Source organism: Marinomonas pontica (assembly GCF_026191375.1).
Taxonomy (GTDB): Bacteria; Pseudomonadota; Gammaproteobacteria; order Pseudomonadales; family Marinomonadaceae; genus Marinomonas; species Marinomonas pontica.
In genome coordinates this window covers 30864-51919 of record NZ_JAODTL010000024.1, presented here as the reverse complement: position 1 = coordinate 51919, position 21056 = coordinate 30864, and the positions used below count along the sequence as shown (strand labels likewise).

Below are 21056 nucleotides of genomic sequence, written 5' to 3'. Positions count from 1 at the left end.
CGAAATCATTCGCCGTCTTATCACCCACAATAATACTCACCTTAACGCCACGACCAATGGCGCGTTTCAACTCTCTTAGCACCACTTTAGGCAGGTTAAAATACGGCGTGCATAGAACGAATTCGCTCTTCGCCTCAACCAACATCGACACGATTTTCTGGTTTAGCTCATTACGACGTTTGCCAATCCCCACCATCGGCGTAACCGCCACCTTCGGATCGCCTTCGGATGAATTATCGGCTTGATGCCCTACAGCGCTTTCTACTTTGTAAAACGCCTTACCCAAAGACACACGAAACTGTCGAATCGCCGGTCTCAACTCCTTTGTCGTTGGTAACGCCGTTTGCGACAAATCCTTCACTGCAGGCTGCAAAATCATCCCATCACGAATAAACCCCACCATACTGTCCGCCAACGCCGAATGTTGAATCACATGGTAACGGTCAAAACGGTAACGGTCTTGCTGATGAAGATACACATTATTAAAACTGGCACCGGTGTAGATCACCGAATCATCAACAATGGATCCCTTAAGATGCAACACACCAAACACTTCACGGTTACGCACCGGCACCCCATAAACAGGAATGGCGTGCTCGTATTTCTCCGCAAACTCCTGATACATGCCCGCATTTCCTTTGGACTTCACCGCGCCAATCAAACCGCGTTGCGCACGATGCCAATCCACACAAATCGCAATGTCTAAATCAGGATTACGTTGCTTCGCCTCATACGCCGCGGTCAATATTTCTCGGCCAGCGTCATCCGCTTCAAGATACAAAGCGACAAGGTAAATTCGAGACGTCGCATTACGAATGGCGTCTAATAAATATTCACGAAAACGAACAGCAGATTGCAAAACATGGAAATGGTCAGGCTCAACCGCAAAAGTAGGCGAAGAACCGAATGGAGATCGAATGGGCATAATACAGAAATGCTACCTTATTTTTGACTAACGACAGACTGTAACAAATTCGCCGTGTATTTTCTAAAAAATAATTATATTGCAGGAAAAGTAGACAAAATGTCGATAAAACGTCGCGCCTAGACATGAACCTCCTCCATATCTGGGTGACGCGCTAAATACGTCGTCCAAGACGCATCAATCGCCTTCACCTCGCCTTCGATCCAGCGTTTAAACTTAACCACCTTTTCGTACTTAAAATGCGGCGCAGGCGCAACCAAATAAAAGTCATACTGTGACTTCATATAAATCGGCAACGGACAAATCAACTGACCTTTCTCGATCTGTTCATACACCAAACCATACCGCATCATGGCTATGCCTTGTCGAGACAACAGCGCCTCCACCAAAGACGTAGAGATCCGCCACATGCAAATGCGACTTCATTGGCATATCGTACAGGTCTAAAAAACGCTGCAACACCGGCCACACATGCCGAACGTCTGGCCCAGTATCGGTAATAATCGGAATATTGATCAACTGTTCTTTCATCGGCGCGTCCATATTAATCATCGACGGATGACACACCAGCACCAAATGCTCCTTAAACAACAGCTGCGACGTTAACCCAGCGTACTCGCCTCGCCCCAAACGAATACACAAATCCAAATCACTGTCCGCAAACGTCGACAATTCAATACTCGGACTCAAACGAAGATTAATCTCCGGTTCCTGCGTTTGAAACCCACCCAAACGCGACACCAACCAACGACTTGAAAACGACGGCACCGAACTAATCACCAAAGTACTGGGGTTCGGGTCTTCCGTAATGCCTTTCACACCTTCTTCTAATAAACCAAACGCCTTCTCAACGTAGTCAAACAAATACTGCCCTTCCGACGTCAACACCACTTGGCGAGTGTGTCGTTCAAACAACTCAACGCTCAATGCCTGCTCCAAGGTTTTAATCTGCTGACTCACCGCCGCCTGCGTCACAAACAACGACTCCGCCGCCTTCTTAAAACTCAACGACTGCGCCGCATAACGAAACGCCTGCAAAGATTTAAGCGGCGGCAAAGCTCGACTGGAAGACATGAAACACACCCTTTATAAGTAAGATTTCCTTAACTATAAAGCACTTTTTCTCGTTTGTCGCAGTGCAATGATTAGACGATTATTTACCTACAGAGTCTCAAAAACAGACAAACACAAGGAGCAACACCATGAGAAACGGCACGTCAGAAACACTCAGCAACAACCCATGTCACCAAATAGGCATAAGCCAATGTTGCAAAGCCACATTAGAAAACCTGAAAGAAAAGCCATGGAAAGCAATCTTAACAAGAATCGCCCACAACTGGCGCACGAGAAACCGACTCAGCCACCTAAACGACGCCCAACTGAAAGACCTCGGCCTCACCGCTGCCGACGTGGATCTCGAAGTGCGAAAACCGGTTTGGAAGTGAATTCTTTGGTTAATTGCGGGATAAGCAAGGGCGCTTGGTGGAGTGTCCTTATTGCAGGGTTGTGGTTTCTTTAGACAGGGTTGAGTTGTATTTTAACGCCGCATTAAACGGAACAAAAACAGTGGGTTAAAATGTGTAGCGAAGCGAAACGTAACCCACTGTTTTTGTTCCGTTTAAATACCTTGTTATATTTTTCTTAACGCTGACCGCACTTCTGCGACTGTATAAGGCGGGTTTCGTTTATGCAGAACTCTATGACAATTTGGGCAAAGAGGAACTAAATCAGCGATGGGATCAATTTGATAATCAACACCAATTTCGGAAATAGGTTTGATATGGTGTACCTCAATAATACCTTCAGCAATTGCCCCGTAAATTTCACCCATATTATTGGAGCAGCATTGACACTTGAACCCATGATGTTCAATACAAGCGGCACGTGCATACCGATTTCTTTCAAATTTATTTACTAGAACTTGAACTCTTTTCCCTTCCCACAAAGGCGTGTCGGTCTCGATATCAGGTAATACAGCTGAGTCTTCATTTACAATATTGAGTACTATTTCATGCAATTCAGGCTCACTGAGATTTTTAAGAGACTCATTAACTTTTACACGAGACGCTCTCGTATCAGCACCTGTATATCCTGCTCTATGAGGAAAAAAAGCATCGTACTCATCTCGCAGTCTCTTTAATGAACTATCTGGCATAAAAAAGAATCGAGAGTAACTAATGAGCAAATTCGTCATATTTTTATTAGGCTCAAGATTTTTATATGAATCTGGAAATTTCGCCAAATAGTAGGCTACAACATGTGCTTCTTTTGGGATATGAGCCATTGAGCTCTCCTACACTATGAATAAAAATATAACGTCTAAAGCAGTGGTGCAAAGCATCCGCTGCCTTTGCTTGTTAGCTATTTTTATTGTTACTATTTCCAGAGTCTGAAGACTTTGGCGGCTTAACTGGCGGCATAGGCGTTTTAACTGTCATATTGGGCAAGTTTCGCCCACTATTGGGGGTAATTTGCCCGCTATTATTGTCCTGAGTTGACTTGTTGCTCATCACGTTTCTCCTAAGTAATTAACCGTAAAATATTCGTCTGCTGCTGTCTCTGCAATTTCTTTCAATTTTTCTTTTCCTTGGAAGAACCAGCCCATTCATAGTACTTCTTTCCGCGTTTAAAACTCTTCCTTTGAGCCTCACAGTTTCGTGATGGATTTCTTCCTCCGTAATGCAGCCTTCAGCAACCTTGTACCACCCGGTTTCCGCTTCCAAAAAAATCGCCTGTATTTGTGTATTTAAATCTGAGACTGCTTTCAATCGTTTTCTAAAAGGGAGAAAAGGCTTAATCGCTGTTACTACTTGTGATGCTGCGATTATACAAGCCCAAACCAGTTGATATTCATTCCACAAAGCCCAGCCGGCAATACTTGCTGATGACGTAACTGCGAGAAAAATATTCACTGACTTATCAAGAAGTTCATCACTCGCCGCATAGGCATGGAGGTAAGCGACCTGGGCCTTTAGCTCTTTTAGAAGATTCCAGTATCTAACTTGGTACAAGGTCAAAATCCTTATGCATAGCTAACGTTTCAAGAACCGGTACAGCTTGCTGCATCCGCGTTACTTGAATTGTTAGCTGCTGAATTTAAGTTTGAAACGCGATGAAATAATGACACATAAAGTAATCTATATTCGCGTTGTAACTTTTTGAGCACTACCATGTGCTCACTACCAGATGATTTTCCTGTAAAATCAATTAATGACAAAGCTTCTGTAATCTTATTGTCTAAATTGGCGGCTATTTCATACGCTTTATGGTCTTGTAACACCTGACAAATCACAATTGCTTCAGCCAATACTGCTTTTCGGCTTTCAACCGAAAAGGAAATATAATCATCGACCAAAAATTTTTCTAAATCGGCTTGAATAGCCGAAGAAGATTTCTTATCGGACACCAATCCACGATATGTATGAAATAGCGATTCAACTTTAGCGAACATTGGGCTATAGATTTCTTGTAACTTCAAAAGCGCAACGTTGCTCTTTTTAAACTGTTCCATTGCAAGGATCGAATCTTGCTGAATGCTCGCGATTTGAAGATCTTTTTCCTTTGTAATCTCAGCAACTTTTTTAGATTGGAAGTAGCCAAAAGCCATGCCAGCTACAGCAACAACATATGGACCAATCGCATTAATGATTTCAACAAAGCTGATCGATTGTTCAACACTTGCCATATTGTTTCCTTGTACAGCTAACAATTAAGGGTTATACGACAGCGTACCTGTGGTTATAACCCAATGTTGAACAACTGCGTTGCTAAATAGGGGATTGGCTTTTTTCATGGCAGGACTTCCCTGTTATATAACTCGCTCAATACCAAAGCCTGTTTGGACGATGTCTCTTCAGATGGTCTTTGATCGCCGCTACATTGGTTCTTCGTTTGCTCTTTTGTAGCGCGATTTGACCCTCGAGGCAAGCGATTCCCTCAGGCCTTATGACCGACCTGCGTTCAAGGTAACGTATTTATGCCTAACTAAATGGAAAGAAATTAATGACGTTATCGGGGCTGAAGCCGCGACCTACAAAAAAAACGACCTTGTCCGTAGTTTAAATAAGTTATTCATTAGAACAATAACATTTCCTTAAAAAAGCCGCTTCGCTAATGGTGCACTATAGATGAGTTGGTATGCAAAGTATTCAGTAGGTGATATCTGTTTATATATCATTTTCTGTTAATTCAAGTTGTCTCTCACTTCGCCAGACGCGTATGAGTACAATCTCTTTGGCTTGTCTGAGGTAGACAACCCGAAATGGCGCGTGAATCAGTTCGCGAATGTGATCCATGTTGAATTCAGGAACAACTCGACCTGCATCAGGGTGAATTGGAAGCATGCCGCAATGTTTCAATATAGCAGCGACGAAGTCATCACCGATATACGGCACATCTTGTTCTCGGTAATACTCCTGAATAGCCTGTAAATCTTCAACTGCAGACTGTGCGATGCGTAATTCCATTTACTTAATTCCCAAGGTTTTCTTGGCGTCCTCCAAGGAGACAGTGTTACCTTCGCGGGCATCCATTAGTCCCTGCGCCACCGCTTTTACAAACCGCAATTCCTCTGCGGTTTTCTCATAATCTTCTAGCCCCTGAACAACCGCTACGCCGCGGCCGCGACTGGTAAGCAGAATTGGGCGATGCGTTTCCTGCGTTCGACCAACTACCTTTCCGGGATTGATCTTCAGGTCTGACAGAGGAATAACATCCTCGGAAAATTTAATCTGCATAGTGACTTCCTAGCGTGCAATCGAGTGCTATTAATAGCACCCGTTAACAGGTGCGGTCAAGGAGCATAATGCTCGTGGAAGTCAGGGGCATAGCCCAGAAGAGCCAAAGTAATAACCCCTCCCTCGCCCTCCCCTTGGAAGACATAAGGGGAGGGAATAATTACGTTGTCGGGCTAAAGCCGCGACCTACAGAAAATAGGTAAATCCATAATTTATAGGGTTGATGCGGAGCAAGGCGAACGCCAAGAGCAAGGTCAAACGACAGTGTCGAGCGGTTGGGTTTGGTTTGCTCGCGTCTCCAGCGGAGGTCAGGGTCAAAGCTCCGAAGAGCCAAAGTAACAACCCCTCCCTCACCCTCCCCTTGGAAGACATAAGGGGAGGGAATAATTACGTTGATGCGGAGCAAGGCGAACGCCAAGAGCGAGGTCAAACGATAGTGTCGAGCTGTGGTGTTTGCTTTGCTCGCGTCTCCAACGGAAGTCAGGGTCAATGGATCCCCGCCTTCGCGGGGATGACGGCGGTAGTCGCCTAGGACTGTTTGCCTTGCTCCTGCTACCAAACAACCTAGATGTGAGCCTTCTCTTCACTCAAAGCGTTGTTGATTTCTTTCCAAGTCAGTCCACTGCCTTTTTTCGTTTCTGTTTTGGTTTGGGTGATTTGGATGATTTGCCCTGCGATGGAGATGGCGATTTCGAAGGGTTTCTTGCCTGCGATTTCGTTTAGCCCCACTGGGCAGTGAACCGAGTCGATTTCCGCTTGGCTGAAGGAAGCGCTGACGAGGCGTTTTTTGAAGCGCAGGGCTTTGGTTTTCGAGCCGATTAAGCCGATGAATCGGCAGTCTTTGCGATCCAATAACGCTTCCACTAGCTGATAGTCCAAGGCGTGGTCGTGGGTCATGACTAAGGCGATTTCGTTATGACTCATGTGGTCGATGTGTTCCAACATGGATTCATACAAAAACGGCGTGACGTTGCTCGGTAGGCCTTGGATGTTGTGGTCTTGAGCTAGGTTCTCGCGGCTGTCGACCCATGAGATTTTCGCCTGCATGTTGCCCAATACATTCACCAAGGTGGTCGCAACGTGTCCCATTCCAAAGATAGTGATCTTTGTGGCGGGTTCTGGGAAGTACTCTAGCAACACGCTAACCGTACCGCCGCAACATTGGTTGGTTTTAGCGGCGAGGGGAAAGTTTTCCAATACGTGTGAAGGCGACGCCGCATCTTGCAGCATGACACGGGCTTTCTGGCAGACAGCGTATTCCAGCTGTCCGCCGCCGATGGTGTCGAAGCTGTGTTCTTCGGTGATAATCATCTTGCTGGATGATTCCCGCGGCGCAGAACCTTGGGTGCCGATCACGGTGGCGATCACCCAAGCCTGCCCTGCCTTTTCCACTTCCTGTAACGCCTGAACCCAGCTCATAGAAGACATCATAGGCTGGTTTCCTTAGCCGCTTGCATGGCATAAAACACCGCCTCTGGTGTGGCTGGCACGGCCAATGGTGGCGAGATTTTATGATCGGCCACGGCAGCGCAGGCGTCTTTTAACGCACACCAAACGGAAATGCCCAGCATGAGCGGCGGTTCGCCTACGGCTTTAGAACGATAGACGGATTCTTCACTGTTAGGACGGTCAAATAGCTTAACGTTGAATTTCTCTGGAATGTCCGCCGAGGTGGGAATTTTGTAATTCGCTGGGCTGTTGGTGGTGATGCGACCTTTTTCATCCCAGCTTAGCTCTTCTGACGTGAGCCAGCCCATGCCTTGTACAAACGCACCTTCAATCTGTCCGATGTCGATGTCGGCGTTAATCGAATCGCCCACGTCGTGAAGGATATCCACCTGCGTGACTTTGTACTCACCTGTGAAAGTATCGACGATCACTTCAGACACGGCCGCGCCATTGGCAAAGTACAAGAAAGGTCGGCCTTTGGCGGCTTTGCGGTCGTAGCCGATTTTCGGGGTTTTATAAAAACCCGTAGACGACAAAGACACGCGGTTCATGTAGGCGAGTTTGATGAATTCAGGAAAGCTCATGGTCTCACTGCCTAGGATCACTTGATCGTCTTCAATAGCAAAGGCATCGGCGGCGATGCCGAAGTGTTCCATAGCGAATTCTTGCAAGCGGCTTTTGATCGTCATGGCCGCATCCAACGCCGCCATGCCGTTCAAATCCGTTCCCGCTGATGCGGCGGTTGGTGACGCGTTTGGCACTTTGTCAGTACGAGTAGAACCAACGTTGACACGTTGGTAATCGATACCAAAAGCCTTGGCGACAATTTGCGCTACCTTGGTATAAAGCCCCTGCCCCATTTCCGTTCCGCCGTGACTCACATGAACGCTGCCGTCCGTGTAGATGTGCAGCAAAGCACCGCCTTGGTTTAAGTGTTTTGAGGTAAAGGAAATACCGAATTTTACAGGCGTGAGCGCGAGACCTTTTTTCAGGAAAGGGTTTTTCTTGTTGAAGGCCTTTATTGCTTCACGGCGAGCGCGATAATCTGAGCTGGTTTCCAATTCTTCGATCAAGCTCAGCAAGACATCGTCTTCGATTTTTTGACCGTAGGGTGTGGTGTTCTTCTCACCTTGGTAGCAGTTCAACTTACGAATATCTAAAGCATCTTTACCGACCGCACAGGCGATTTCCTCAATGACGTTTTCGGCTAAGATCACGCCTTTTGGCCCACCAAAACCTCGAAACGCGGTATTGGATACTGTGTGGGTTTTCCCACGATAGCCACTGATACGAGCATTCGGTAAGAAGTAAGCGTTGTCCGCATGAAACATGGCGCGGTCAACAACGCCGTCGGACAAATCGGCGGTACAGCCACATTTGCCCACCATGTCGTATTCCGCGGCGATAATTTCACCCTCATTGGAAAAGCCTACTTCGTAACTGTTCCAGAAGTCATGGCGTTTGCCGGTTTGTACCATGTCGTCTTGGCGCGGCATGCGATATTTCACCGGACAACGGTTGCGCACGGCGAGTACCGCCGCCATACAGCCCAACACCGCGGCTTGGGATTCTTTACCGCCAAAGCCACCGCCCATGCGTCGTACTTCAACAAGCACTTGTGCCACAGGTAAACCCAGCACACGCGCCACCAGCTTTTGCACTTCAGCAGGATGCTGGGAAGACGCAAATACTTGCACGCCACCGTCTTCATTTGGGGTGGCCACACTGATCTGCCCTTCCAAATAAAAATGCTCTTGGCCTTTGATGTACATGTCCGATTTAAGCTTATTCGGCACGCTTTCCAGCGCGCCTTTGGCATCGCCACAGCTAATAGTGTGCGTCGGTAAAACGAACTCTTGGCGCTCTAAGGATTGGCGAGGATGCAAGGTTGCTTCTCGCGGTTTGTACTCTATTTCCGCCAAGGCAACGGCTTGTTTCGCCGCACGTAAGCTAGTCGCCGCGACCGCAAAAATGGCTTGCCCAATGAAGTGAACAAAATCGCCCGCCAAGAGTAAATCACCGCTCAATACAGGCGATACATCCACTTCACCGGGAATATCGGCCTGTACAATCACGTCCACAACACCAGGATAAGCGCGAACTTTGTCCAAATTGATCGACACAATATCCGCATGGGCTTCGGTCGATAATCCCGTTGCCACATGCAATTCATTTGGCCATTCTGGCATGTCGTCAATATAAACCGCTTGGCCTGTTACGTGCTTAATCGCCGATTCATGAACAGGCAGAAGCCCCTTTTTAAAGGCTTTTGTGTCGAGAGTAAAATCTTGTGGAAGTTTACGCATGAGTGCTGCCCTCCAAACCGGTCGATAAAATGGAATCGCTGACAGCGTGACCAGAGAAAGTCACCACGTCGGTGCCGTTTAGTTCCAACCATGCTTTGCGAATCAGGTTGCAGGCCATATCCAAACGGTATTTCGCACTGGCTCGCATGTCGCTCATGGGCGTTAATTCACTGCGTAATGCGTCGATGGCTTGGTTTAAGGCTTGCTCGTCGTTAATGGCTCTGCAAGTCAGCGCTGCTTCGGCATTTAATCCGCGAATCGGTGTGGCTGCCATGCCGCCAAATGCAAAGCGTACATCGCTTAACGTGCCGTTATCGACTTCAAATCGAACCGCTAGCATGACGCTGGAAATGTCGTCTTCCATGCGTTTTGATACTTTATAAAAGCGATGAAATTGCGCCAGCTTGTCGAGAGACAATTCGAAGGATGCGATCATCTCATCAGCGGCTAATTGGGTTTGTTTGTAACCTTGGTAAAAGTCCGCGATGTTCACGGCTCTGGTGCTGCCGTCGTGTTTCAATAATTGAATATCGGCATCAAACGCCAGTAATAAAGGTGGTAAATCGGCAATTGGGGATGCGTTCGCTACGTTGCCACCAATCGTTCCACGGTTACGGATTTGTCTGGATGCGATGCGACTTAACAAGGCATTCACCTGCGGATAAAGTGTCTTACTAAAATCTTCCAACTCGCTGTAAGTTACCGACGAACCGATGGTCAACGACGTTTCACCAATGTGTAGATGTTTAAGCTCAATCACACGAGACACATCGATCAAGGTGTCAAAGTCACGATAGCGCTGAGTGTTTTCTAGCATCAAATCGGTGCCACCAGCGATCAAAACAGCCTCTGGATTGGATGTTAACGCGTGAGCGAGTTGCTCTAAATCGATGGGTTGTAAATAGTTGCTGCTGTCATGAGGCTCTGTTTGCAGGCTTTCCAGCTGTGTTTTGATGCTGTCGTTCTTACTCATCAGCTCAATAAAAGGCGTCTCTTTAGACTCTTGCACCTTGATCATGGGCTCTTTAGTCATGGAAAGACCCGCCTCAATGATCGGGCGGTAGCCAGTACAACGGCACAAATTGCCAGAAATTGCATCGCACACCGCTTCGCGGTCAATGGCTTGCTCGCTTCCCTGTTTGTTTTCATAAAGCCCAGCCAAAGACAGTACAAAGCCCGGAGTGCAAAAACCACACTGGGAACCATGTGATGCCACCATGGCTTGTTGAGCAGGATGCAATTCTCCCGATTTAGACAAATACTCCACCGAGACAATGTGCTTGCCCGCCAAAGATTGCATTGGCGTGATACACGAATTGAGTGTCGAATACGTCAGCTCACCGTCTTCCAATGCACCAACAAGAAGCGTACACGCACCGCAATCGCCAGATGCGCAACCTTCTTTTGTCCCTGTTAATCCACGCTTTTCTCTTAGGTAACGCAAAGCAGTAAAGTCGCTAGGGAGCGTGTTTTCGTCGATGAGCTCATCGTTCAGTATACATTTCAAAGCGCTCTCCTTATTTATTCGGCTTTTATGTTGGTTTATGTCTTTAGGATAGTAGCGTAAATGCAAAAACCTGACCAATCGTACAAAGTTTTATTAAAAACCAATCACGTTACCTTAACAATACTTTTTCGTTGTGGATTTTTTCACTCAATGTGCAGACAGACGTTTACGACGATGTACATCTCAAACATTGATAATTTGCTGACAGGCAGGATAATGGCACGCTCTTTCCCATCGTCAGTTTTATTCATCATGCGTCTTGATAAGTTTGTTTGCAAAAGCACAGAATTCACCAAAGCAGAAGCCATCCGCTGCATTCATTCTGGGGAAGTGTCTGTCAATGACCAAACCATCATAGATGAAGCCACTCAGGTTCATGAAAACAATACGGTGTTGCTGAATGACAAACGACTCACCGCCCGCCCATTTCGTTATCTTTTGATGAACAAACCGGCCGGCACCGTCTGTTCGAATATTGATGAAGTGTACCCTTCCTTGTTTCGTTATCTCGATATTGAAAACGTCTCCGAGCTTCATATTGCAGGTCGGTTGGACGCCGACACAACAGGGCTTGTGTTAATTACAGACGATGGACGTTGGTCTTTTGGCATCACTCAACCCACCCGTCACTGCCCGAAAGTGTATAACGTGACCTTATCCAGAGCATTATCTGCCACGCAAGCGGACGATATTGCAAAACAGTTTCGCCATGGCATTGCATTACAGGGCGAAGCCAAGCTGACCCGACCGGCCATTCTAGACATCATTTCTGACAAGCAAGTTCGATTGACCATTACTGAAGGCAAGTTTCATCAAGTGAAACGCATGTTTGCTGCCGTGGGCAACCGAGTCGTGGCACTTCATCGTGAAAATATCGGCGATGTTCGACTCGATGTAGACAGCGGCCAATGGCGATATTTGACCCAAGATGAAATACGGTCTTTTCTCTAACACCGACGCCTTTTTCCAACTGCGGATACTTTTTGCACCATTTTAGAAACGCCCACCGCGCTATTTTTGCGCGCTAAGAAAGCTCAAATTCAAACAGTTGTTTTACCAACCCCTTATCCTTTATTAATTTTTATTTAATAAATTCAATGCGTTAAAAAAATATCGGCAAAAAAATACAAATATGGAACAGTTGTTGCTCTAATTCAACACAGTGAAACAAGCGAATCTTTACTCACTTTCTATTACGCGGAGCCTACTTATGAGAACAGCAACAAAAACAAGCATTCGATTGACTCTTTTAGCCAGTCTTATTTCCAGCACTGCGGCGATGGCGGCAGACAAAGTGACGTTTCAATTGGATTGGCTACCGGGTGGTGATAAAGCGCCTGTTTATGTGGGGATTCAACAAGGCTTCTTTGCAGAAGAAGATTTGGACGTCAAAATTGCCAGCGGTCGCGGCTCCACCGATGCGCTAACCAAAATGGCGACTGGACAATCGGATATTGGCAGTTCTGACATTGGGGCATTAATGGCGGCCAAAGCACAGGACAATGTGCCAGTTGTGGCGGTATACCCTTACTTTACTCAAGCGCCACACGCGTTTTTCGTACTGAAAAGCAGCGGCATTACGTCCATTAAAGATTTAAAAGGCAAAAAAGTCGCCACGTCGCCTTTTACCTCTTCCAACGCTTTTTTACCCTTGGTGCTAAAACAAAACGGTCTTAGTGAGAGTGACATCAAACTCGTAAAATCCGATCCAGGTGCGCTCGCACCAATGATGATCACCGGCAGCACAGACGCTATTATTGCATGGGTGACCAACACCGCACTTTATGACGCACAAGCCAAAGGCGCAGGCAAAGAATTGATCGAAATGCCGTGGTCAAACTCTGGCTTATCCTTGTACAGCTCGTCTGTTTTGGCGTCGGAAAAATTCTTAGAAGAACGCCCAGACGTTGCGAAACGCTTTATTAAAGCCTTTGCCAAATCCATTAAATTCACTTACGCGAATCCTGATCAAGCGGGCATCGACCTTCACAAAATGGTGCCAGAAGTGGATGCGAGCATTGTTTCTGAGCAAATAAAAAGCATCTATAACTTGGTCTACAACGACGTGACCAACGAAGACGGCTTCGGTAATTTCACCGACAAACGCATTCAAAAAACCTGGGAATACGTGGCAGAAGCCAATGGCTTAGCACTGGATGCTTTAGACCCTGCAACAGCAGTAAACAACCACTTTAAGCCGGAGTAACGGCATGGATAACCAAAAACCAATAGACGACAACGGCAAAGCGGCTTACGTCAGCATGAAGGGCGTAGGTCATAAATTTGACCCTCGTCCAGAAGCCCCCATGGTGGTACAAGGCATCGATTTAAACATTCACCGTCACGAGTTCGTGGCGGTGGTTGGTCCTTCCGGTTGTGGTAAATCCACATTACTGCGCATGGTCGCAGGCTTATTGATTCCGTCTCATGGTGAAGTGTCAGTATTCAATCTACCCGTCACCGAACCTCGTGATGACGTAGGCATTGTGTTTCAAAAAGCCAATCTGTTGCCTTGGTTAACGGTACGCAAAAACGTCTTGTTTCCTCTTAAACACAAATACGGCAGCTATTCCGCCGGCGATGAAAAGCGCGCCAACGAATTGTTAGAAATGGCAGGCTTAACGCAATTTGCCGACAAAATGCCAGACGAACTGTCTGGCGGTATGCAGCAGCGCGTCGGCATTGTCCGAGCCTTACTACTCAATCCAGACATCTTGTTAATGGACGAACCTTTCTCGGCGCTGGATGCCTTAACGCGTGAGCAAATTGGTTTTGATTTGCTCGACATCTGGAAAGAGCATCCAAAAACCGTGTTGTTTATTACTCATTCCATCAGCGAAGCCGTGTTGTTGGCGGATCGCATTTTGGTCATGAGCAAACGCCCCGGCTCGGTGTTGGATCTAATCGAGGTGGATCTCCCTCGCCCTCGTTCATCGAAAACCATTAATTCTCCCCGCTTTGCAGAACTAACCGACAAAATTAGAGGCTACATTTATGAACCCAACGTACCAGCCTAAATCGTGGCTTGCTAAACAAGCGAATCGTTTCGCACCGGCGTTGTTTTTCATCGGCCTTGTGCTGCTTTGGGAATTGGTCTGTCGATTTGGCCATGTACCAAACTACATTCTGCCCTCTCCTTCGGCGATCTTTACGGCGTTTTTGACGTGGAGTTTTCTCGCTGGTTGACGCACCTTTGGGCGACGTTACGTGTGGCCTTGATGGGCTTTGCGCTGTCTATCGCCATCGCGATTCCCTTGTCGATTGGCATGATGCGTTCTGAACTGATGAACCGCGTGCTGTATCCCGCTTTGATCGTGATCCAGTCAACGCCGGTAGTAGCCGTTGCGCCTTTGATCATCGTCTTACTTGGCACAGACGATCCATCTCGCGTGCTGATCACCTGCTTGATCACCTTCTTCCCTTTGGTGGTATCAACCACAACGGGCATGTTGGAAACACCGCCAGAAATGATCGAGCTGAGCCAGTCGTTGCGTGCTCCGCGATACCGTGAAACGTGGCAGATCCGCATTCCTTATGCGATTCCTCATATTTTTAGCGGCCTTCGCGTCTCTATCACCTTGGCGATTATCGGTGCTGTTGTGGCCGAGTTCGTCGCGGCAGAAGAAGGCTTGGGCTATTTCATCCAGTTCTCCACGTCGTTCTTTAAAATTCCACAAGCGTTTGCCGGGCTGATATTTCTGTCGGTTATTAGCTTGTTGCTATTTAAATCGATCCAGTGGATTCAGGCGTGGTGGTTTCCGTGGAGCCTTCCTAAAAAGAAATAAAATAGAGACAGATATGACATTAAATACAAAAGACACAGACTTTTTGCGCCAAAGCTTTGCCCTAGCGGATGAAGCCAAACAACAAGGTATCCACCCGTTTGCGGCGATTTTAGTCGACGATGAAGACAATGTACTAATGACGCAAGTAAACGGCTACTTGCCCGATTTCGATATGACAGGCCACGCCGAGCGCAAGTTAATGACGCGCGCTAGCAAGGCGTATCGTCCTGACTTTTTAGCGAAATGCACCATGTACGTTTCCGCTGAGCCTTGCGCCATGTGCGCAGGTTCCGTTATTGGGCAGGGTTAGGACGTCTTGTGTATGGATTAAGCGAAGACAGCTTGAAAGAGATCACAGGCAATCACCCAGAAAACCCAACCTTGGCGCTGCCTTGTCGCACCGTATTTGCATCGGGGCAACGAAAAGTAGAAGTGATTGGGCCTTGCCTTGAAGAAGAGGCCGCAAAATTGCATGAGGGGGTCTGGTAAATAAAAGCGGTAATTAAGCAATAGAAAACAATCGGAGTAGAAGCAGTCAGATGTATTTCATAGGAAATACATTCGGTCATTGCTCCATTTTCCACTAGGCAAAAACGCCTAGTTATTTTAAACCTAGGAGAATGGGAGAAACCATGACTGATTCATACTCACTGGAAGAACTGCAACGCGAAACCACTTTTGGCGGAACCGGTGAAGACACCAACGACCGAGAAATTCGCATCATCGACATGAGCGACTTTGAAAGTCGCCGAGAAGAAATCACCGAGCAACTTTGGCTCGCGGCCACCGAGATTGGCTTTTTCCAATTAAGTAACCACGGCATCGATCCTGAAGAAATAAAAGCGGCCTTTAAAGAGTCCGAGCGTTTTTTTGACCTTCCTGAAAGTATTAAAAGCAAATACCCAAGACCAAAAAGCGTCAATGCAGGTTGGGAAAGTCGCAGCCAAATTCGCCCTTCTACTGGCACCAAAGATCAAAAAGAATCCTACCAAATCACTCAATACCACATGGATAATTTGTGGCCAACTGAAGAAGAACTGCCAGACTTTCAGGCCAATACACTGCGTTTTGAAAAACAGTGCTGGGAAGTCGGTACGAAGGTATTGTCTTGCTTTGCGGACAAGCTCGGCTTTGATCGAGACTTCTTTAGCAATGCCCACGACCCACGTAAGCCCGATTATCAAAGCACCTTACGTTTGTTGCACTACTACGCAACGGAAGGCGTCGCCGAACAGGGTAATATGTGGCGTGCGGGTGCCCATACGGATTTCGATTGTTTGACTTTATTGTTCCAACACGAAGGCCACGGCGGCTTACAAGTCTGCCCCGGCGCCGAAGCTGACACTCAACGCTGGACCAGCATTCCGCCCCTTGGCGGCGTAATCACCTGCAACATCGGCGATATGCTCATGCGCTGGAGCGACGATCAGCTAAAATCCAACTTGCACCGTGTTCGTCAACCACGAGTCGGTGAATACTGCGGCAGTCGCCATTCCATCGCTTTCTTTTGCCAAGCCAACAAAACGCAGATCATCCAAGGCCCAGCAAAACGTTACCAACCGATCAGCGCAGCCGACTTTTTAACACAACGCATTCAAGCTAACTTTGTCGATAAATAAGCCTGCTATTTTCATTTCCCACTAAAAAAACCGCCATCGGCATTTATACATCGATGGTGGTTTTTATATTACTAAGCATTCTAATAAAAATTTACGGACGCACAAAGTAAACAAAAAAGATTACTTTTGATTTTACTTAGTAAACATTTTTGATTACTCTATATTCAGTTCATCAGCATGGAGGCAAGATGAAGCAAAGTGAATTCAGACGATACTTGGAAAGAATGGGCGTAGAGGTCAAACAAGGCACAAACCACTTAAAACTCTACTACGAAGACAAGCGATCTGTTATGCCAAGACACCCAAGTAAAGAAATTGCAGAAGGCACTAGAAAAGCAATTCTCAAACAACTAGGAATAGACGATTGAAACCTATCTTAAAGGTACTCTTTCCAACAAGCTGGAGAAGAATATGAAATACCCAGTCATTATTGAAAAAGATGGAAATGGCTACAGCGTCAGCTTTCCAGATATCCCTGAGGCACTTACTTGTGCTGACACTTACGAAGAAGCATTAAACGAAGCTGCTGATGCTCTTATTACCGCTTTTGAGTTCTATTTTGAAGACGAACGATCCGTTCCCTTGCCATCTAAAGTAAAAGGTGAATCTGTCAGCGTACCACTTAGTATTTGGAGTAAAGTACTATTGCTAAACACCATGCTTGAAGAGCACGTTTCGCAAGCAGAACTGGCAAAACGTATCGGTAAAAAGAAACAAGAAATGCAACGAATTATCAACCTTGGTCACAACACAAAAATCGATACCTTAGTCGCGGCACTAGAAGCACTAGGAAAAAGAATATCCTTCTCTGTTGTTTGAGCTTATTTTGTTTATCCAAGTAAAAAATAGTAAAGATCAAACAACAAACCGCCATCGCTTCTCACAAAGCGATGGCGTTTTTTATGAGCAACTTAGAACGAATTTACAAATCGGCCAATCTGAACCCTGCAATTTTATGAACTTCGCTCATGGCTCGGTCAAACTCAGTTTGCCAGTCATTGGGGGTTCGTTCAATAAAGCCTGCCAATATTTGCTCTTTGGTCGCGCCTTTCACAGCCATGATAAAGGGAAAACCAAATTTTTCGCGATAGGTATTGTTAAGCTGGAGAAAGTACGCTAGTTCCTCTTCTGAACATTGGTCTAGCCCTGCCCCCGATTGCTCTGATGTGGATTCCTGAGTTAGCTCTCCCGCCAAAGCCGCTTTGCCAGCAAGGTCTGGGTGGGCACGCAACAAAAGCAATTTTTGCTCCTCTGCGCTTTGCTCAACGATCTCAATCATGGCCTCTTTAATCTTCTCAATTTGATCAAAGTAATCACTCGGATATTCCGATTTGTGACGCCAAAGCGCTTCAGCAACCCAAGCAGAATGCTCATAAATACGACTAAACAACGAGACAAAATCCGCTTCATTCAGTTGACTGAACGCGGCTAACTGATCGCTCATAAGACTTCTCCAAATGTCAGTAACGCCATCGCAAACAGAAACAGATGGCACAAATATTGATAACAATGAAACAACATTTTCAAAAACATGTCACTTCCTACTGCAGCCTTTGCAAAAATTAGGCAAGATAAGACATATATTTAGACATCACATGAGGCAACACAATGGGATATTTAACCACACACATTTTAGACACGACACGAGGCATCGCCGCGGCAGGCGTTGAAATTCATCTTTATCGACATCTCGACAATGGCCAGCGTGAACGCATTCACCGTACTTTTTCAAACGATGACGGACGTTGTGATCAACCGCTGTTAGAAGGAGATCGCTTTACGAATGGGGTTTACGAGCTAGAATTTGTGATTGATGCCTACTTTTCAAAACAGTCCAGCAATGAAGAAAATTCTACTAGCACCGCTCCCCATTTTTTGAATACGGTAGTGATACGTTTCGGTATCAATGACGAGAACGCTCACTATCATATTCCGCTATTGGTATCGCCCTATTCTTACAGCACTTATCGAGGCAGCTAATTTCACCCCGGCAATGTCAGTCACGATACGAGCCGAAATAGCGCAAAAATCTAAAAACCGCACCAAGATAAAACAAAACCTGCCCCATCGGTCAAAGAAGTCATTGATAGCTCACTTCTTTGGCCAACCGACTAAGATTCCACATCCCGCTAAAACAAAGGTTTCACAAAATAAATAACAGGTTCGTTTGTTTCATGGCATATTTATTGCGAATGCTCTCTCTTATTAGTCATTAAGAGTCTGAGGAAAACCCTATGAAAGCACTGATTATTGGCGCCGGCATTGGCGGCATGTCTGCTGCGGCAGCCTTAAAACAGCAAGGTATCGAGTGCGATATTTTTGAAGCCGTGAAAGAAATCAAACCTGTTGGCGCGGCGCTTTCTATTTGGTCTAACGGCGTAAAATGCATGAACCATTTGGGCATGGGCAGCATTATGGATGAGCTTGGTGGCCCGATGCACAACATGGCGTACCACGATGGTTTTACTGGCACCGTCATGACGCAATTCAGCCTTGCACCATTAGTGGATGCGGTTGGCGAACGACCCTGTCCGGTATCACGGGCAGACTTACAAAGCCAAATGATCGATTGGTGGGGACGTGACAAAATCCAATTTGGCAAGCGCATTGAAAAAGTCGAGCAAAGCGAAACGGGCGTTATGGCGTATTTTACGGATGGCACCAGCGCCATTGGCGACTTTATGATCGCGGCCGATGGCACTCACTCTGCTGTGCGAACTCATGTGCTGGGCTACCAAACCGAACGCCGCTACGCTGATTATGTGAATTGGAATGGCTTGGTTGAAATAGATGAAAACATTGCCCCAGCCGACCAATGGACCACCTTTGTTGGTGATGGCAAACGTGTTTCCATCATGCCAATAGCCGATGGACGCTTTTACTTCTTCTTTGATGTGCCATTACCAAAAGGCCTTGAGCAAGATAGAAGCACAGTGATTGCAGACCTAACAGGTTACTTTGCGGGTTGGGCTGAGCCAGTGCAAAAGCTGATTGCCGCTATTAATCCAGAAACCACCAACCGTATTGAGATTCATGACATAGAACCATTCGATACCCTAGTAAAAGGCAACATCGCCCTACTCGGTGATGCGGCACACAGCACAACGCCAGACATTGGCCAAGGCGGCTGTTCCGCCTTGGAAGACTCTGTGGTGCTTGGTCAATGCTTTGCGGATCAATTCAAAGGAAAAGGCAAAACGGTTTCAGGTGTGCTTGCTGCTTTGAAGCAATACGAAGAAGAGCGCCGTTTTCGCGTGAAGGATCTTGTACTAAAAGCACGCAAACGCTGCGATGTTACTCATGGTAAAGACATGCAAGAAACTCAAGCTTGGTACGACGAACTAAGACGCGAAACAGGCGAGAATATTATTGCAGGATTACGCACCACTATTATTGGTGGGCCGTTGGCGTAGACATTTTCTCATCTCTTTTTTATTGCTATCGCCCTGTTCCAGCCAGATAAAAACAGCAAATAAAAAAGGCGTTCCACCGCATGGTAGAACGCCTTTTTGTTATTCAATAAGTCGCTTTATGCCTACTAAAATAAATGTCAATAACGCTTATAACGCGAGAACAAATGTCCCTTCTGGCGTTACAGGAAGGTATTTCTTATAGAAATCCATATACGCTTGTTCTGGGTTCAGATCAGAGAAAACCTCTGGATACATTGCTTTGGCGTAGAATTGGATCATGGCAGCGTCCAAAATTGTACGACATGCACCGTGGTACGCGCTGTATAAACGATTGTTTTTCACCGCTGAAATAGAAGACCAACCTAAGCGATTTTTGTAGCCCGCTAGGCGCTTACGAGCTTCTGTTTCGTCTACACCTTGACCCATAATCATTGAATCTGTGCCTTTGCCCGTCTCGTAACCTGTGATGACAACGATGTCAGGGTTGGACGCAATGACTTGCTCTGGGTTTAATTTCCCCCACCATTCAACAAATGGAGCGGAAATGTTATCGCCGCCCGCCATGGTTGAAATCGCTCCCCACATGTTTTTACCAAAAGTGAAGCCCAGCTCTTGGATACCTGACGCACCAAATTCTGTGTAAACCTTAGGCTTTGGAAGGTTCGCATCGGCCAATCGTTTGCTGATCGAGTCTACGGTTGCTTTGTATTCCGCGGCGATTTTCGCTGCACGTTTTTCTTGACCTGTGATCACACCAATCAACTCTGTGCTCTTGATGTGGCGTTCTAGCGTCTGTGCGTTGTAATCCACTACAACCACTTTAATACCGGCACTTTCAAGGCGCTCAATATCAGTTGCTAGACCTTTAAACTGCCAATCGGCCAACATCAATACGTCAGGATTCAAACTGATGACTTTTTCTACCGAAAATGTCTGTGTGTCCACTCGACCGATTCCAGGAATATCGTCTAAAGAAGGACGATGTTTTACATACATATCCCAGTTCGCTGAACGCGCCTGCCAAATGTATTTGGACATACCAACAACCTTGTCATAAGCGGCTTCCGTACCGATGGCCATGTAGTCTTCAGGATAGAACCCAACAATGACACGCTGCGCTGGCGCATTAAAAGTAACATCACGTCCCAATACATCTTGGACAGTGACTTGACCAGCCCATGCTGCACTCAAAGAAAAAGTGAACAGAAACATTATGAACGATTTAACCATGCTGACACCCTATTAGTAAATTTAGGCGCTCATGATAATCGTTATCACTAAAGTTTAAAATAAAACATTCAAAAAAATGCAAATAA

Annotated in this window: 27 protein-coding genes; 13 read left to right on the top strand and 14 right to left on the bottom strand. The window is 46.4% G+C overall.

Annotated features, from left to right (window positions below; translation table 11 throughout):
• The 3 genes from pssA to N5P32_RS05255 form a co-directional block, all read right to left on the bottom strand.
• A partial coding sequence (gene pssA, locus N5P32_RS05265) for a CDP-diacylglycerol--serine O-phosphatidyltransferase (RefSeq protein ID WP_265728081.1) occupies window positions 1–925 on the bottom strand: 925 nt, incomplete at its 3' end.
• A 119-nt stretch (window positions 926–1044) separates the two neighbouring features.
• The gene (locus N5P32_RS05260) at window positions 1045–1278 is read right to left on the bottom strand and encodes a type 2 periplasmic-binding domain-containing protein (RefSeq protein ID WP_265728080.1); all 234 of its coding nucleotides are present in this window, start codon (window positions 1276–1278) and stop codon (window positions 1045–1047) included.
• The gene (locus N5P32_RS05255; protein WP_265728079.1) at window positions 1253–1999 is read right to left on the bottom strand and encodes a LysR family transcriptional regulator; all 747 of its coding nucleotides are present in this window, start codon (window positions 1997–1999) and stop codon (window positions 1253–1255) included. Before N5P32_RS05255 ends, N5P32_RS05260 begins: the two co-directional genes overlap by 26 nt.
• Before the next feature lie 128 nt (window positions 2000–2127).
• Between N5P32_RS05255 and N5P32_RS05250 the strand changes: the two genes are divergently transcribed.
• Window positions 2128–2370, top strand: a complete 243-nt coding sequence (locus N5P32_RS05250) for a DUF1127 domain-containing protein (RefSeq protein ID WP_265728078.1) — start codon at window positions 2128–2130, stop codon at window positions 2368–2370.
• Window positions 2371–2555: 185 nt separating this feature from the next.
• Here the strand turns inward: N5P32_RS05250 and N5P32_RS05245 are convergent, their stop codons facing one another.
• The 9 genes from N5P32_RS05245 to xdhA form a co-directional block, all read right to left on the bottom strand.
• Complete coding sequence (locus tag N5P32_RS05245; protein ID WP_265728077.1) at window positions 2556–3209, bottom strand: HNH endonuclease; 654 nt, start codon at window positions 3207–3209, stop codon at window positions 2556–2558.
• A gap of 244 nt (window positions 3210–3453) precedes the next feature.
• Window positions 3454–3936: a hypothetical protein gene (locus N5P32_RS05240; RefSeq protein ID WP_265728076.1), complete on the bottom strand. Its 483-nt coding sequence runs from the start codon at window positions 3934–3936 to the stop codon at window positions 3454–3456.
• 29 nt (window positions 3937–3965) lie between these two features.
• The gene (locus N5P32_RS05235) at window positions 3966–4610 is read right to left on the bottom strand and encodes a hypothetical protein (RefSeq protein WP_265728075.1); all 645 of its coding nucleotides are present in this window, start codon (window positions 4608–4610) and stop codon (window positions 3966–3968) included.
• Window positions 4611–5091: 481 nt separating this feature from the next.
• The gene (locus N5P32_RS05230) at window positions 5092–5391 is read right to left on the bottom strand and encodes a type II toxin-antitoxin system RelE/ParE family toxin (protein ID WP_265728074.1); all 300 of its coding nucleotides are present in this window, start codon (window positions 5389–5391) and stop codon (window positions 5092–5094) included.
• Window positions 5392–5661, bottom strand: coding sequence for a type II toxin-antitoxin system Phd/YefM family antitoxin (locus tag N5P32_RS05225; RefSeq protein ID WP_012070385.1), 270 nt, complete (start codon window positions 5659–5661; stop codon window positions 5392–5394).
• A gap of 160 nt (window positions 5662–5821) precedes the next feature.
• The gene (locus tag N5P32_RS05220) at window positions 5822–6151 is read right to left on the bottom strand and encodes a hypothetical protein (RefSeq protein WP_265728073.1); all 330 of its coding nucleotides are present in this window, start codon (window positions 6149–6151) and stop codon (window positions 5822–5824) included.
• Window positions 6152–6225: 74 nt separating this feature from the next.
• A complete protein-coding gene (gene xdhC, locus N5P32_RS05215) occupies window positions 6226–7092 on the bottom strand; it encodes a xanthine dehydrogenase accessory protein XdhC (protein ID WP_265728072.1) in 867 nt (288 codons plus the stop codon).
• Window positions 7089–9416 (bottom strand): xanthine dehydrogenase molybdopterin binding subunit, encoded by a 2328-nt coding sequence (gene xdhB / locus N5P32_RS05210; RefSeq protein WP_265728071.1) that lies wholly within the window; start codon window positions 9414–9416, stop codon window positions 7089–7091. The genes xdhC and xdhB overlap by 4 nt, the downstream gene beginning before the upstream one ends.
• A complete protein-coding gene (gene xdhA, locus N5P32_RS05205; RefSeq protein WP_265728070.1) occupies window positions 9409–10923 on the bottom strand; it encodes a xanthine dehydrogenase small subunit in 1515 nt (504 codons plus the stop codon). Before xdhA ends, xdhB begins: the two co-directional genes overlap by 8 nt.
• Window positions 10924–11139: 216 nt before the next feature.
• Between xdhA and N5P32_RS05200 the strand changes: the two genes are divergently transcribed.
• The 10 genes from N5P32_RS05200 to N5P32_RS05155 all read left to right on the top strand — a co-directional run bounded on the left by N5P32_RS05200 (window position 11140) and on the right by N5P32_RS05155 (window position 17146).
• Entirely contained in the window at window positions 11140–11874 is a 735-nt protein-coding gene (locus tag N5P32_RS05200; RefSeq protein WP_265728069.1) for a pseudouridine synthase, read from the top strand.
• 259 nt (window positions 11875–12133) lie between these two features.
• Window positions 12134–13129 carry an ABC transporter substrate-binding protein gene (locus tag N5P32_RS05195; RefSeq protein ID WP_265728068.1) on the top strand — a complete coding sequence of 332 codons (996 nt, stop codon included), beginning with the start codon at window positions 12134–12136 and terminating at the stop codon, window positions 13127–13129.
• Window positions 13130–13133: 4 nt separating this feature from the next.
• Window positions 13134–13940, top strand: coding sequence for an ABC transporter ATP-binding protein (locus N5P32_RS05190; RefSeq protein ID WP_265728067.1), 807 nt, complete (start codon window positions 13134–13136; stop codon window positions 13938–13940).
• A complete protein-coding gene (locus N5P32_RS05185) occupies window positions 13918–14109 on the top strand; it encodes a hypothetical protein (RefSeq protein WP_265728066.1) in 192 nt (63 codons plus the stop codon). Before N5P32_RS05190 ends, N5P32_RS05185 begins: the two co-directional genes overlap by 23 nt.
• Window positions 14088–14708: an ABC transporter permease gene (locus tag N5P32_RS05180; RefSeq protein WP_265728065.1), complete on the top strand. Its 621-nt coding sequence runs from the start codon at window positions 14088–14090 to the stop codon at window positions 14706–14708. The genes N5P32_RS05185 and N5P32_RS05180 overlap by 22 nt, the downstream gene beginning before the upstream one ends.
• A 13-nt stretch (window positions 14709–14721) precedes the next feature.
• Entirely contained in the window at window positions 14722–15018 is a 297-nt protein-coding gene (locus N5P32_RS05175) for a nucleoside deaminase (protein WP_265728064.1), read from the top strand.
• An 8-nt stretch (window positions 15019–15026) separates the two neighbouring features.
• The gene (locus N5P32_RS05170) at window positions 15027–15197 is read left to right on the top strand and encodes a hypothetical protein (RefSeq protein WP_265728063.1); all 171 of its coding nucleotides are present in this window, start codon (window positions 15027–15029) and stop codon (window positions 15195–15197) included.
• A gap of 143 nt (window positions 15198–15340) precedes the next feature.
• Window positions 15341–16327: an isopenicillin N synthase family dioxygenase gene (locus N5P32_RS05165; protein WP_265728062.1), complete on the top strand. Its 987-nt coding sequence runs from the start codon at window positions 15341–15343 to the stop codon at window positions 16325–16327.
• A gap of 188 nt (window positions 16328–16515) precedes the next feature.
• Window positions 16516–16695, top strand: a complete 180-nt coding sequence (locus N5P32_RS05160) for a type II toxin-antitoxin system HicA family toxin (protein WP_265728061.1) — start codon at window positions 16516–16518, stop codon at window positions 16693–16695.
• A 43-nt stretch (window positions 16696–16738) separates the two neighbouring features.
• Window positions 16739–17146, top strand: coding sequence for a type II toxin-antitoxin system HicB family antitoxin (locus N5P32_RS05155; RefSeq protein ID WP_265728060.1), 408 nt, complete (start codon window positions 16739–16741; stop codon window positions 17144–17146).
• 103 nt (window positions 17147–17249) lie between these two features.
• On the opposite strand, the gene uraD is transcribed toward N5P32_RS05155, so the two are convergent.
• The gene (gene uraD / locus N5P32_RS05150; protein ID WP_265728059.1) at window positions 17250–17771 is read right to left on the bottom strand and encodes a 2-oxo-4-hydroxy-4-carboxy-5-ureidoimidazoline decarboxylase; all 522 of its coding nucleotides are present in this window, start codon (window positions 17769–17771) and stop codon (window positions 17250–17252) included.
• 164 nt (window positions 17772–17935) lie between these two features.
• Between uraD and uraH the strand changes: the two genes are divergently transcribed.
• Both uraH and hpxO read left to right on the top strand, forming a co-directional pair.
• Window positions 17936–18307 (top strand): hydroxyisourate hydrolase, encoded by a 372-nt coding sequence (gene uraH, locus N5P32_RS05145; RefSeq protein ID WP_265728058.1) that lies wholly within the window; start codon window positions 17936–17938, stop codon window positions 18305–18307.
• A gap of 254 nt (window positions 18308–18561) precedes the next feature.
• Entirely contained in the window at window positions 18562–19740 is a 1179-nt protein-coding gene (gene hpxO, locus N5P32_RS05140) for an FAD-dependent urate hydroxylase HpxO (protein ID WP_265728057.1), read from the top strand.
• A gap of 147 nt (window positions 19741–19887) precedes the next feature.
• Here hpxO and N5P32_RS05135 read toward each other — a convergent pair whose 3' ends face one another.
• Window positions 19888–20970 (bottom strand): ABC transporter substrate-binding protein, encoded by a 1083-nt coding sequence (locus N5P32_RS05135; RefSeq protein ID WP_265728056.1) that lies wholly within the window; start codon window positions 20968–20970, stop codon window positions 19888–19890.
• Between the last annotated feature and the right edge of the window lie 86 nt (window positions 20971–21056).

What these genes read in the sequence shown, in the direction of transcription:
- N5P32_RS05260 (WP_265728080.1), bottom strand. Translation starts at nt 1,278, where the DNA reads ATGATGCGGTATGGTTTGGTGTATGAACAGATCGAGAAAGGTCAGTTG.
- N5P32_RS05255 (WP_265728079.1), bottom strand. Translation starts at nt 1,999, where the DNA reads ATGTCTTCCAGTCGAGCTTTGCCGCCGCTTAAATCTTTGCAGGCGTTT.
- N5P32_RS05250 (WP_265728078.1), top strand. Translation starts at nt 2,128, where the DNA reads ATGAGAAACGGCACGTCAGAAACACTCAGCAACAACCCATGTCACCAA.
- N5P32_RS05245 (WP_265728077.1), bottom strand. Translation starts at nt 3,209, where the DNA reads ATGGCTCATATCCCAAAAGAAGCACATGTTGTAGCCTACTATTTGGCG.
- N5P32_RS05235 (WP_265728075.1), bottom strand. Translation starts at nt 4,610, where the DNA reads ATGGCAAGTGTTGAACAATCGATCAGCTTTGTTGAAATCATTAATGCG.
- N5P32_RS05230 (WP_265728074.1), bottom strand. Translation starts at nt 5,391, where the DNA reads ATGGAATTACGCATCGCACAGTCTGCAGTTGAAGATTTACAGGCTATT.
- N5P32_RS05225 (WP_012070385.1), bottom strand. Translation starts at nt 5,661, where the DNA reads ATGCAGATTAAATTTTCCGAGGATGTTATTCCTCTGTCAGACCTGAAG.
- xdhC (WP_265728072.1), bottom strand. Translation starts at nt 7,092, where the DNA reads ATGATGTCTTCTATGAGCTGGGTTCAGGCGTTACAGGAAGTGGAAAAG.
- xdhB (WP_265728071.1), bottom strand. Translation starts at nt 9,416, where the DNA reads ATGCGTAAACTTCCACAAGATTTTACTCTCGACACAAAAGCCTTTAAA.
- N5P32_RS05200 (WP_265728069.1), top strand. Translation starts at nt 11,140, where the DNA reads ATGGCACGCTCTTTCCCATCGTCAGTTTTATTCATCATGCGTCTTGAT.
- N5P32_RS05195 (WP_265728068.1), top strand. Translation starts at nt 12,134, where the DNA reads ATGAGAACAGCAACAAAAACAAGCATTCGATTGACTCTTTTAGCCAGT.
- N5P32_RS05190 (WP_265728067.1), top strand. Translation starts at nt 13,134, where the DNA reads ATGGATAACCAAAAACCAATAGACGACAACGGCAAAGCGGCTTACGTC.
- N5P32_RS05185 (WP_265728066.1), top strand. Translation starts at nt 13,918, where the DNA reads ATGAACCCAACGTACCAGCCTAAATCGTGGCTTGCTAAACAAGCGAAT.
- N5P32_RS05175 (WP_265728064.1), top strand. Translation starts at nt 14,722, where the DNA reads ATGACATTAAATACAAAAGACACAGACTTTTTGCGCCAAAGCTTTGCC.
- N5P32_RS05165 (WP_265728062.1), top strand. Translation starts at nt 15,341, where the DNA reads ATGACTGATTCATACTCACTGGAAGAACTGCAACGCGAAACCACTTTT.
- N5P32_RS05160 (WP_265728061.1), top strand. Translation starts at nt 16,516, where the DNA reads ATGAAGCAAAGTGAATTCAGACGATACTTGGAAAGAATGGGCGTAGAG.
- N5P32_RS05155 (WP_265728060.1), top strand. Translation starts at nt 16,739, where the DNA reads ATGAAATACCCAGTCATTATTGAAAAAGATGGAAATGGCTACAGCGTC.
- uraD (WP_265728059.1), bottom strand. Translation starts at nt 17,771, where the DNA reads ATGAGCGATCAGTTAGCCGCGTTCAGTCAACTGAATGAAGCGGATTTT.
- uraH (WP_265728058.1), top strand. Translation starts at nt 17,936, where the DNA reads ATGGGATATTTAACCACACACATTTTAGACACGACACGAGGCATCGCC.
- hpxO (WP_265728057.1), top strand. Translation starts at nt 18,562, where the DNA reads ATGAAAGCACTGATTATTGGCGCCGGCATTGGCGGCATGTCTGCTGCG.
- N5P32_RS05135 (WP_265728056.1), bottom strand. Translation starts at nt 20,970, where the DNA reads ATGGTTAAATCGTTCATAATGTTTCTGTTCACTTTTTCTTTGAGTGCA.